Raw genomic sequence first — 11359 nt, forward strand, 5'->3', positions numbered from 1 at the left:
GCCTCTCTCTTGCAAACCATTCGCAAGACGGCTCTAAAATCGGCGGGTGCACGTACCTGACGGATTCATCGACGCCCCGACCTCCGCGGTCACCGGAGTGGTCGCCGCCGGCGCCCTCGCGGTGAGCCTGCGCGGCGCCCGCCGCGAACTCGACGAACGCACCGCGCCACTGGCCGGCCTGGTGGCGGCGTTCATCTTCGCCGTACAGATGCTGAACTTCCCGGTCGCCGCCGGGACCAGCGGCCATCTGCTCGGCGGCGCGCTGGCCGCGATACTCGTCGGCCCCTGCACGGCCGTGCTGTGCGTGTCGGTCGTGCTGCTCATGCAGGGCGTGCTGTTCGCCGACGGCGGCCTCACCGCGCTCGGCGTGAACATCACCGACATGGCGATCACCACCACCGTCGTGTCGTACGCCGTGTTCCGCGCCCTGCTGGCCGTGCTGCCCCGCAAGCGGCGTTCGGTCACGGTCGCCTCCTTCGTCGCCGCGCTGGTGTCGGTGCCGGCCGCCGCGGTCGTCTTCACCCTGATCTACGCGGTCGGCGGCACCACCGACGTCTCCATCGGCAAGGTCGCGACCGCCATGATCGGTGTGCATGTGCTGATCGGCATCGGCGAGGCGGTCATCACCGCGCTCACGGTCGGCGCCGTCATCGCCGTCCGCCCGGACCTGGTGCACGGTGCGCGCGGTCTGCGCCGGCGGCTCCAGTTGCGCGTCAACGGCGACCTGGTGGACGCCCCGGCGCTCGCACCGCCCACGGTGCCCGCGGCGCCACGCACCTCCCGGCGCACCCTGTGGGTGACCGGCCTGGTCACCTCGCTCGTCCTCGCCGGCTTCGTCAGCTTCTACGCCTCCGCGAACCCCGACGGCCTGGAGAAGGTCGCGCACGACAAGGGGATCGACAAGAAGGAGGAGAAGCACGCCTCGGCCGGCTCGCCGCTGGCCGACTACGGCGTCAAGGACGTCTCCGACGCCCGCCTGTCCGGCGGCCTCGCCGGGGTGATCGGCGTGGGCGTCACCGTCGTCGCGGGCAGTGCGGTGTTCTGGGCGCTGCGCAGGCGGCGCGACGCCGACGCGTCCCCCGTGAACACCGGCGTCTGACATGGGTGCCGGGCACGCGCACAGGCTCTACCGGCACGGGCACTCGCCCGTGCACGGCCTGCCGCCGCACACCAAGCTCGCCGCCGCGTTCCTGTTCGTGGTGGTCGTAGTGTCGACGCCGCGCGAGGCGATGTGGGCGTTCGCGGTGTACGCCGTACTGCTCGCGGCCGTCGCCCGCACCGCGCGGGTGCCGGCCGGCTTCCTGCTCAAGCGGCTGCTGATCGAGGTGCCGTTCGTCGCGTTCGCGGTGCTCATGCCGTTCGTGGCGGAGGGCGAGCGGGTGCACGCGCTGGGGCTGTCGCTGAGCGTGAACGGGCTCTGGGGCGCCTGGAACGTGCTCGCCAAGGGCACCCTCGGCGTCGCCGCCTCCGTGCTGCTGGCCGCCACGACCGAGCTGCGCGAGCTGCTGCTCGGGCTGCAGCGGCTGAAGCTGCCGCCGCTCCTGGTGCAGATCGCGTCCTTCATGATCCGTTACGGTGACGTCATCACCGACGAGATGCGGCGGATGAGGATCGCCCGGGAGTCGCGCGGCTTCGAGGCGAAGGGCGTACGGCACTGGGGCGTCCTCGCCAAGTCCGCCGGTGCGCTGTTCATCCGCTCCTACGAGCGCGGGGAGCGCGTGCACCTGGCGATGGTGAGCCGCGGCTACGCGGGCGCGATGCCGGTCATCGACGAGGTGACCGCGTCCGGCGCGCAGTGGCGGCACGCGCTGGGCCTCCCCTGCGCCGCCCTCGTCGTCTGTCTGCTGGGATGGGTCCTGTGAGTACTGCTACGCCCGCGTCCGCGCCCGTGCCCTCGCTGGAGGTCTCCGGCCTCGCCTTCGCCTACCCGGACGGGCACCAGGCCCTGTTCGGTGTGGACTTCTCCCTCGCCCGCGGCGAGCGGGTCGCCCTGCTCGGCCCCAACGGCGCCGGCAAGACGACCCTGGTGCTGCACCTCAACGGCATCCTGGGGGGCGGCACCGGCACGGTGACCGTCGCCGGGCTGCCGGTCGGCAAGGAGCACATGGCCGCGATCCGGCAGAAGGTCGGCATCGTCTTCCAGGACCCGGACGACCAGTTGTTCATGCCGACCGTGCGGGAGGACGTGGCGTTCGGGCCCGCCGCCGCCGGGATCAGGGGCGCGGCGCTGGAGGAGCGGGTGCGCACCGCCCTGGAACGGGTCGGGATGCAGGACTTCGCCGACCGGCCGCCGCACCACCTCTCCTTCGGGCAGCGCCGGCGCGTCGCGGTGGCCACCGTGCTCGCCATGGAGCCGGAGATCCTGGTCCTGGACGAGCCCTCCTCCAACCTGGACCCGGCCTCCCGCCGGGAGCTCGCCGACATCCTGCGCTCCCTGGACGTCACGGTCCTCATGGTCACCCACGACCTGCCCTACGCCCTGGAGCTGTGCCCGCGCTCGCTCGTCCTCAGCGACGGAGTGATCGTGGCGGACGGCCCGACCGGGACCCTGCTCTCCGACGACGCGCTGATGGGCGCGCACCGGCTGGAGCTGCCGTTCGGCTTCGATCCGCGCGCGGTGGCGCGGACGCCGGGGCGCTGACGGCACCCGCGGACGCCGCCAGGGGGTCCGCGGCGCCGAGGGGTCCGCGGTGCCGAGGGGTCCGCTGTGCCGAGACGCCCACGGTGCCGGGGCGTCCCACCATGCCGAGGCGTCTCCCCGTGCCGAGGCGTCTCCCCGTGCCGAGGCGTCCCCATGCCGAGGCGTCTCCCCGTGCCGAGGCGTCTCCCCGTGCCGAGGCGTCCCCATGCCGAGGCGTCTCCCCGTGGTGAGTGCCGAGGGGCCCCGGATGCCCCGAGGCGCCCCCCTTTACTGAGAGACATCTCACGCCCGTCCCGCCCCCCGCCGAGGAATCGCAGGCGGGAGGCCGCTGTTGCAGGCACTGTCTTGGGCGAGGGAAAGGGACGGCGGGCGTGGACGTGCACGGCACAGTGGCCGAGGGCTTCGAGCCGGTCAGGGAGGCGTTCGCGGCGAACTTCGCGCTGCTCGGCGAGCGCGGCGCGGCCGTGGCCGTCTACCGCGGCGGCCACCGGGTCGTGGACCTGTGGGCCGGAACCCGGGACGTGGACGGCGAGACCCCCTGGCAGCGCGGGACCGCGCAGATCGTGCGCTCCGCCACCAAGGGCGTCGCCGCCGCCGCGCTGCTGCTCCTGCACCAGCGCGGCGAGCTGGACCTGGACGCCCCGGTCGGCACGTACTGGCCGGAGTACAAGGCGGCCGGCAAGGAGCACACGCGTGTCTGGCACCTGCTCGCCCACCGAGCGGGCGTGCCGGCCCTGGACCGCCCCCTGACCCCCGCCGAGGCCGCCGACCCCGGTACCGGTGCCGCGGCGGTCGCCTCCCAGGCGCCGGCCTGGGAGCCGGGCACGGACCACGGCTACCACGCGCAGACCTACAGCTGGCTCACCGGTGAGCTCCTGCGCCGGATCACCGGCCGCCCGGTCGGCGAATGGCTGGCGGACGAGATCGCCGCACCCGTCGGCGCGGACCTGTGGCTCGGCCTGCCGCAGCCGCGCCAGGCGCACGTGGGCCGCGTCGGACCGGCCCGGACGCCCGAGACCGCCGGCGGCCTGAAGACCCGGCCCAAGCGCGCGGTGGCCGAGGCGTACGCCGACCCCGGCTCCCTCACCCGGCGCGCGTTCGCCGCGATCACCCCGCTCCCCGACGAGAACGCCCCCGCCTACCGGGCCGCCGCCCTGCCCGCCTCCAACGGCATCGCCACGGCCGACGGACTGGCCCGTCTGTACGCCTCGCTCATAGGCGACGTGGACGGCGGGACCCGCCTGTTCACCCCGCAGACCATGGAGCTGGCCCGCGCCGAGCGGTCCGCCGGAGCGGACCGCGTCCTGGTCGTCGGCACCCGCTTCGGCCTCGGGTACATGCTGCACGGCCCCGCGTCCCCGCTGCTCTCCCCCGGTTCCTTCGGCCACCCCGGCCGCGGCGGTGCCCTCGCCTTCGCCGATCCGGAGACCGGCATCGCCTTCGGCTACGTCACCAACGGGTTCCGGCAGAGTGTGACGGCCGACCCGAGGGCGCAGGCGCTCGTACGGGCCGTGCGCACGGCGCTCGCCTGATCCGACGGCGGCACCCGCGCGCCGGACGGCGTCACACGTGGATCGGGTGCGAGATCCGCCCGGAGTCCGCGTCGATCTCCTCGTGGGCCTTGGTCAGCAGCTGCATGGCGAGTTCGTTGAGCGCCCGGGCGCCGGCGATCTCCTCGCCGACCCGGGGCTGGTTCGCGTCGACGCGGTGCCTGCTGGCCCGCCCGTGCCCGCGTACCTCGGCGCCGTCGGGCAGGCGCACCATGGCCACCGCGCGGGTGTGCTGATCGTCCTCCATGAACTCCAGCTCGATGTGCCATCCGACAGGGGTGTGCATCATGACGACCACCTCCGACAATCGCTGCTTCCAGGGTGCGCCACCGCACCCCGGCCCGTCATGTCGGCACCGGGGCGGCGGTGCGGCGCCGCGCACGGCTGCGCGCGCCCTATCCGGGCCGCAGCATCAGCCCGATCCCCACGACCAGCAGGCCGGCCGCCGCGATGCGGGGAGCGCCGAAGCTCTCCTTGAAGAACAGCGCGCCGATGGCGGCGCCGACGATGATGGACGACTCGCGCAGCGCGGCGACCGGGGCGAGGGCGGCACGCGTCTGGGCCCACAGCACCAGGGCGTACGCGACGACGGACAGGGCGGCGCCGAGCAGGCCGACGGCCGCGTACGGGCGCAGCAGCCGTACCGTGTCGCCCCGCGCGCGTACGCAGAGGAACGCGGGGATGGCGGCCCCCTGGACGGCCATGAGCCACGCGGTGTACCCGAGGGGCGTGTGGGCGGCCCGTACGCCCAGACCGTCGATGACCGTGTAGGCGGCGACCGTGAGGCCGGTCGCGAGGGCCGCGCCGACGGCCGCCCAGTCGGGCCGGCTGCCGCGCACCCCCCACAGGCTGACGCCGGTCAGGCCGAGGCAGGACACGGCGATGCCGGCGCTCGCCCAGGCGCCGGGCACCTCGTGCGCGAAGACGGCCGCGAGCAGGGTGACCAGGAGCGGGGCGCTGCCGCGCGCGATGGGGTACGCCTGCCCGAAGTCGCCCAGCCGGAACGAGGTCATCAGCAGCGCGTAGTAGGCGATGTGCACGGCCGCCGAGACGAACAGGTACGTCCAGGCGGGGCCCGCCGGGAACGCCACGAACGGTGTCGCGGCGAGCCCGATCAGCAGCCCGCCGCCGGAGATCAGGGCGAAGCCGGCGAGCTTGTCGGTGACGCGGTGCGCGAGGGCGTTCCAGCCGGCGTGGGTGACGGCGGCGAGCAGTACGGCCGCCGCGACGAGCGGTGTCACGCGGTCCGCTCGCGCGACACCCCGTCCGCGCGGCCGTGCGCCCGCCGCGCTTCGGCGAACCGGGGACGGGACCGGGACCTCTCGGCGTCAGTGGCGGCTGTCGTCGTCATGACGGGCACGCTACGGCATCACCCGCGCGCGCTCACGGGGTCGGCGCTCGGCACGTCCCCCGGCCCCGGGAGGCCCCGCGACTGGGCCCGGATGCCCGCCGATGATCACACCGCTGAGATGATGACGACCTGACCATTGCCGGAACGCGGCCGAGTCACGCCCTGCCGTGCCGTCGGCCGGGCAGTCGGGGGATCACTCGTGAGCGAACAAGAAGCAGTACCCGGGGACGACAAGCTCCCCGAACCGGAACAGTCGAAACTGCCGCTGTCTCCGGACGAGATCGAACGGCACGGCGTCCTGCCGGGCTTCGAAGGGCACTACACGGCGCCGGCCGCCGACAGCACCGCCGATCCGCTGGACCGGCCGCAGTTCCGTCCGCCGCCCGGTGCCCTGCGCCCCATGCCCAAGGGCCATGTGATGGGCGTGCCCGGCACCGCCGCCGCGCTGTCCGGCGTGCTGTCCGCCGAGGGCCTGGCCCGCATCGGCCGCGACGCCGACCTGCCCCGCACCGAGGTCGGCGACGACGTGGCCGTGGGGGAGTACGTGGCGGCCCGGCTCGGCCGCGAGGTCGTCGACCGGCTGGTGGAACCCCTGCTCGGCGGGGTGTACGCGGGCGACGCCTACCGCATCTCGATGCGCTCGGCCGTCCCGCAGCTGTTCCGGGCCGCCCGCGCCCACACCTCCCTCACCGAGGGCGTCCGGGAGATCCAGGCGCAGACCGCCGCGAGCGGGCAGACCGGGCCCGTCTTCATGGGCATCGTGGGCGGGGTCGGACAGCTGCCGCTCGCGGTCGCCGCGTCCGTACGCGCGCGGGGCGGCGAGATCCTGACCGGCACGCCCGCCCGGGAGCTGCGCCGCGAGGCGGCCGGCGGCTGGCGCGTCACCGCCGGTGAGCGGGTGCTGCACGCCGACGCCGTGATCGTCGCCGTACCCGCACCGGCCGCCGCCCGGCTGCTGCGCACCGAGTCCCCAGGGGCCGCCGCCGAGCTGGCCGCCGTCGAGTACGCCTCGATGGCCCTGGTCACCCTCGCCTACCGGCGCGCCGAGGCGGCCCTGCCCGAGGGCAGCGGCTTCCTCGTGCCACCCGTCGACGGCCGCACCATCAAGGCGTCCACCTTCGCGTCCCGGAAGTGGGGCTGGATCGGCGAGGAGGACCCGGACGTGGTCGTGCTGCGCACGTCCGTGGGCCGCTACGGCGAGACGGAGGTGCTCGACGGCGACGACGCCGACCTGGTGGAGGCGTCCCGGCACGACCTGCGCGCGGCCACCGGACTGGACGCCGTACCGCTGGAGACCCGGGTCACCCGCTGGACGGACGGCCTGCCCCAGTACCCGGTCGGCCACCACGCGCGCGTGGCCCGTGTCCGCGAGCAGGTCGCGAAGCTCCCGGGGCTCGCGGTGTGCGGCGCGCAGTACGACGGTGTCGGCGTCCCGGCGTGCATCGCGAGCGCGTACGCGGCGGTGGACCAGCTGGCCGGCGACCTGACCGGGGTGACGGAGCTGACCGCCCACCCGGTGCAGAGCCTGCACGGCGGAGCGGGAGAATAGGGGCCATGAGTGACGACGCCCCCATCACCGAGTCCGGCAGGATCCCGAACAAGGGCAAGCTGGCCAAGGACCTCAACGAGGTCATCCGCTACACCCTCTGGTCGGTCTTCAGGCTGAAGGACGTACTGCCGGAGGACCGCGCGGGATACGCCGACGAGGTCCAGGAGCTGTTCGACCAGCTCGCCGCCAAGGACGTGACGGTCCGCGGCACCTACGACGTCTCCGGCCTGCGTGCCGACGCCGACCTCATGATCTGGTGGCACGCCGAGACCAGCGACCAGCTGCAGGAGGCGTACAACCTCTTCCGCCGCACCCGGCTGGGCCGCGCCCTGGAGCCCGTCTGGTCGAACATGGCGCTGCACCGCCCGGCCGAGTTCAACCGCTCGCACATCCCGGCGTTCCTCGCCGACGAGACGCCCCGCAACTACGTGAGCGTCTACCCGTTCGTGCGCTCCTACGACTGGTACCTGCTGCCCGACGAGGACCGCCGCCGCATGCTCGCCGACCACGGCAAGATGGCCCGCGGCTACCCGGACGTGCGCGCCAACACGGTCGCCTCGTTCTCCCTCGGCGACTACGAGTGGATGCTGGCCTTCGAGGCCGACGAGCTGTACCGCATCGTCGACCTCATGCGCCACCTGCGCGCCTCCGAGGCCCGCATGCACGTCCGCGAGGAGGTCCCGTTCTACACGGGCCGCCGCAAGTCGGTCGCCGACCTGGTGGCGGGCCTGGCCTGAGCCACCCCTCAGGACACCCGGGAGACCGCGCGCGGCACTCCGCGGGCGGCCCGACGCGATCCGTCCTCGCGCGATCCGCCCTTGCCCTTCAGCGCGTCCCGCCGGCCCTCGTCGTCGGCCGGGCCGCCGGAGGCGACCGGTTCCGGCCGCGGCGCACAGGACGTGTGCCGCGCCGGGAGGCGGCCCTCCAGCAGATACGCGTCCAGGTGACCGTCGACGCACCGGTTGGGGCCGCCCGCGATGCCGTGCGTGCCCGCGTCCCGCTCGGTCACCAGCACCGAGCCGCCCAGCCGCCGGTTCATCTCCAGGGCGCCCTGGTACGGCGCCGCGGCGTCCCGTTCGGCCGCCAGGATCATCACCGGCGGCAGCTCACCCGGCCCGGTCCGCACGTCCAGCGGCTGCTGACGGGATGCCGGCCAGTAGGCGCACGGCAGGTTCATCCACGCGTTGTCCCAGGTCTCGAAGGGTGCCACCCGGGCCAGCCGGGTGTTGTCGCGGTCCCACACCTTCCAGTCCGCCGGCCACGGCGCGTCGTTGCACTCCACGGCCGTGTACACCGCACGGCCGTTCTCCGCCTCGGCGGCCGACTCCGGGCTCGGCGCGGCCAGCCGGACCAGCGGCGCGGGATCGCCGTGCAGGTACGCCGAGAGGGCCGCGGCCCGGCTCGGCCAGAAGTCGTCGTAGTAGCCCGCCATCAGGAACGCGTTCTGCAGCTGGCCGGGTCCGACCTTGCCGCCCGCCGCCTTCCCGGCCAGCCGCTCACGCGCGGTGTCGTAGGCGCGCTGCACCTTCGCCGGGGTGGCGCCGAGCCGGTAGACGTCGTCGTGCCGGGCGATCCATTCGCGGAAGTCCGCCCAGCGTTCCTCGAAGGCCGCCGACTGGTCCAGGTTGCTGCGGTACCAGATCTTGTGCGGATCCGGGTTCACCGCCGAGTCCAGGACCATGCGCCGCACGTGCGAGGGGAACATCGCCGCGTACAGCGCGCCGAGGTAGGTGCCGTACGACGCCCCCACGAAGGTCAGCCGGTCCTCGCCCAGCGCGGCCCGCAGGACGTCCAGGTCCCGCGTGTTGTTGAGCGAGTTGTAGAACCGGAGTCCGCTGCCGGAGCGCTGGGCGCAGCCGCGCGCGTACGCCCGCGCCTCGGTGATCCGCTGCCGTTTGTACGCCTCGGTCGGGTGCACGGGTGAGGTGGTGGGCGCCTTGAAGAGACGCTCGGGGTCCTCGCACGACAGCGGGGCCGAGCGGCCCACCCCGCGGGGGGCGTAGCCGACCAGGTCGTAGGCGGCGGCGATCCGCTTCCACTCCGGGACCGTGCCGACCAGCGGGAAGTACATGCCGGAGGCGCCGGGGCCGCCCGGGTTGTAGAGCAGGGCGCCCTGCCGGGGGACCTTGCGCTTGCTGTTGTGCGGGTCCTTCTGGGTGGCCGGGACGCGGCTGACGGTCAGCTTGATCTGCTTGCCGCCCGGGTGCGCGTAGTCCAGCGGGACGGACACCGTGCCGCACCGCAGGCCGGCCGCCGGCTGCGGCACGTCGGCCGCCGAGCATGCGCCGAAGTCGATGCCGGCCGTCCGGGCGCGGGCCACGGCGACCGCGGTGCCGCGCAGTTCGGCGGTGCCGGGGACGCCCGGGGCGCCGGGGGTGCCGGGCGCGCCGCCCGCCGGGGCCGCCGCCAGAGTGGTCAGGAGCAAGGACCCCGCGGTCGAGTAGAGGGCGGCAGCTTTCATCGCGTATCCCTTCGGTGCGCGTCGGCGATGGCACGGCTGCCACGGTCCGGCGACAACAAAAGGGATGTTTCGTTCGGTTGTGGGGGAAGGCAAGCACCATCCGGCCGGTGTCGGCGCCAATGCCCCCTATGAGCCCCCCGAAGCCGCCGTGCTCACTCCCGCCAGGGCTGGTCGCGGTGGGTGAAGGCCGCGCGCAGCTCAGGTTCGCCGACCGCCCGGACGCCGCGTACGGCGACGGAGGTGAGGAAGGACCTCTCGTCGCCGGCCGGCTCCCCGGCCAGCGTGTTCAGCAGCCGCTGGCCGGCGGGGGAGGCCCAGCGTGAGTACGGGTGCACCTCGAACCGGGCGATCGCCAGGCAGCTGAGCGCCAGTGTGAGGGGCAGGGCGAACCACAGTCCCACCAGCAGGCGCGGTGTCCCCGGCTGGCCGGGCAGCAGCAGGGCGGTGACGCCCAGCACCGTCACGGCCAGCGCGGCGACCCGCACCTGACGGACGGCCGACCCGGTGGTGCCCGCCCCCTCGGGCACCGCGAGTCCCGCGCGCACCAGCCCGTCGGCCAGCCGCCCCACGGCCTCAGCGGCGGCCGCCCGGGTCCGCACCGGCGCGATCCGGGACTGCCCCCCGGGCCCTATGGCCCCTATGACGGACCGCTCCATCTCGTCGCGCCCCCTCGGGTCCACGACCGTGGCCCAGCCGGTGTGCGCGAGCAGCAGCCGCCGCTGGCGCGCCATGGAGACCAGGGTCACGTCGGCGACCCGGGCGGGGCCGCCGGAGAGGAAGGCCGCTTCGTACAGCGTCAGTTCACGGTTCCGGGCCGTCGGCTCGTCACGCGCGTCCGCGGCTGCCGCGCGTACGGCCGCCAGGCACAGCCGGGTACAGGCCGTACCGGCGAAAGCCCAGGCCAGGAGGAGGAGAAGGACCCAGAACATGACGTGTTTGTATGCCAGGGGCCCGCTCGTGCGCCATGCCCTGTTCACGATCCGGACGGAGTGTTGCCGGTACGTTACGTTCCGTTTTTCGGCCTGGTCAGGCGGTGGTCAGGGCCCGTCAGGGACCGTTCGTCGCCGGCGGTGTGACCGGTACGGCGGCGTCGGGGGCGACCTCCGGCGGGGTGGGCACGGGGGAGGCGGAGGCCGCCAGGTCCTCGGCCAGCGCGGAGAAGTCGACGTAGCCCGTCGCCTCCAGGATCCTGATGTGGTCCAGGACGGTCGCGTTGGCGTCGTCGGCGAGATCGCGGACCAGTGAGTTCTGGGTGCCGGCCCGGACCTGGGCGACCAGGGAGAACACCCGGCCGTGCGCGAGGCGCAGGAGCCCGGCGAACCGGCGGTCGAAGTCCTGGCCCCCGGCCGCGTCCAGGTCGGCGAGCCACTGTTTCTGCTGCTGGTTCGGCTCGTTGGGCAGGGCAACGCCGAGCTGGGTGGCGACGGTCCGGACGTGTGCGTCCAGGGAGGTGTGGCCGTCGACGAGATGCTGCCCCGCCGTGCGGACGGCCGGGGTGGTGCCCTTGCTGCGCGCCAGCTCTCCGGCGGGCAGCTCCCACAGTCCGGCCAGCCGGACCTTGACGACGAAGTCCCGGTCCTGCTCGGACAGGGGGCCGTACGGCGTCGTCACCGTCCGCGCGCTCAGCACGCTCGCGCCGGCCGGGTCCGGCCGGCCGGCGTAGGACCAGAGCGGGACGAGCAGGGCGACGACCGTCGCCGCGAGTGCGGTGACGATGAGTCCGGTGCCGCTGAACATGCCTCGGCCGTGGACGGGGGGACGCGGTCGCATGGTGCTGCCTCCTGCGCCGCACGCCGGGGGTGCCTGG

The 11359-nt window shown here is 74.3% G+C and carries 11 protein-coding genes; 6 read left to right on the forward strand and 5 right to left on the reverse strand.

The window, feature by feature from the left end; genetic code table 11:
• Positions 1–46: 46 nt before the first annotated feature.
• From GT045_RS17345 to GT045_RS17360, 4 genes are all read left to right on the forward strand, one after another.
• Positions 47–1099 (forward strand): energy-coupling factor ABC transporter permease, encoded by a 1053-nt coding sequence (locus GT045_RS17345; protein WP_161297137.1) that lies wholly within the window; start codon positions 47–49, stop codon positions 1097–1099.
• 1 nt (position 1100) lies between these two features.
• Entirely contained in the window at positions 1101–1862 is a 762-nt protein-coding gene (gene cbiQ, locus GT045_RS17350; protein ID WP_161333939.1) for a cobalt ECF transporter T component CbiQ, read from the forward strand.
• Positions 1850–2641: an ABC transporter ATP-binding protein gene (locus tag GT045_RS17355; protein WP_161333938.1), complete on the forward strand. Its 792-nt coding sequence runs from the start codon at positions 1850–1852 to the stop codon at positions 2639–2641. The genes cbiQ and GT045_RS17355 overlap by 13 nt, the downstream gene beginning before the upstream one ends.
• Before the next feature lie 371 nt (positions 2642–3012).
• Positions 3013–4173, forward strand: coding sequence for a serine hydrolase domain-containing protein (locus GT045_RS17360; RefSeq protein ID WP_161333937.1), 1161 nt, complete (start codon positions 3013–3015; stop codon positions 4171–4173).
• 31 nt (positions 4174–4204) lie between these two features.
• Here GT045_RS17360 and GT045_RS17365 read toward each other — a convergent pair whose 3' ends face one another.
• Positions 4205–4480: a DUF1876 domain-containing protein gene (locus GT045_RS17365; protein ID WP_161297146.1), complete on the reverse strand. Its 276-nt coding sequence runs from the start codon at positions 4478–4480 to the stop codon at positions 4205–4207.
• A gap of 106 nt (positions 4481–4586) precedes the next feature.
• Positions 4587–5432, reverse strand: coding sequence for an EamA family transporter (locus tag GT045_RS17370; RefSeq protein WP_161333936.1), 846 nt, complete (start codon positions 5430–5432; stop codon positions 4587–4589).
• Between the two features lie 246 nt (positions 5433–5678).
• Here GT045_RS17370 and hemG point away from each other — a divergent pair, with 246 nt between their 5' ends.
• Both hemG and hemQ read left to right on the forward strand, forming a co-directional pair.
• Positions 5679–7091: a protoporphyrinogen oxidase gene (gene hemG, locus GT045_RS17375; RefSeq protein ID WP_161334726.1), complete on the forward strand. Its 1413-nt coding sequence runs from the start codon at positions 5679–5681 to the stop codon at positions 7089–7091.
• A gap of 5 nt (positions 7092–7096) precedes the next feature.
• Positions 7097–7828 carry a hydrogen peroxide-dependent heme synthase gene (gene hemQ, locus GT045_RS17380; RefSeq protein WP_161298263.1) on the forward strand — a complete coding sequence of 244 codons (732 nt, stop codon included), beginning with the start codon at positions 7097–7099 and terminating at the stop codon, positions 7826–7828.
• Positions 7829–7836: 8 nt separating this feature from the next.
• On the opposite strand, the gene GT045_RS17385 is transcribed toward hemQ, so the two are convergent.
• From GT045_RS17385 to GT045_RS17395, 3 genes are all read right to left on the reverse strand, one after another.
• Positions 7837–9552, reverse strand: coding sequence for an alpha/beta hydrolase (locus tag GT045_RS17385; RefSeq protein WP_161334727.1), 1716 nt, complete (start codon positions 9550–9552; stop codon positions 7837–7839).
• A gap of 152 nt (positions 9553–9704) precedes the next feature.
• Positions 9705–10481: a TIGR04222 domain-containing membrane protein gene (locus GT045_RS17390; protein ID WP_161334728.1), complete on the reverse strand. Its 777-nt coding sequence runs from the start codon at positions 10479–10481 to the stop codon at positions 9705–9707.
• Positions 10482–10599: 118 nt separating this feature from the next.
• On the reverse strand, positions 10600–11322 hold the full coding sequence (locus GT045_RS17395; protein ID WP_161334729.1) for a DUF4142 domain-containing protein: 723 nt from the start codon (positions 11320–11322) through the stop codon (positions 10600–10602).
• Between the last annotated feature and the right edge of the window lie 37 nt (positions 11323–11359).

Source organism: Streptomyces sp. SID486 (assembly GCF_009865385.1).
Taxonomy (GTDB): Bacteria; Actinomycetota; Actinomycetes; order Streptomycetales; family Streptomycetaceae; genus Streptomyces.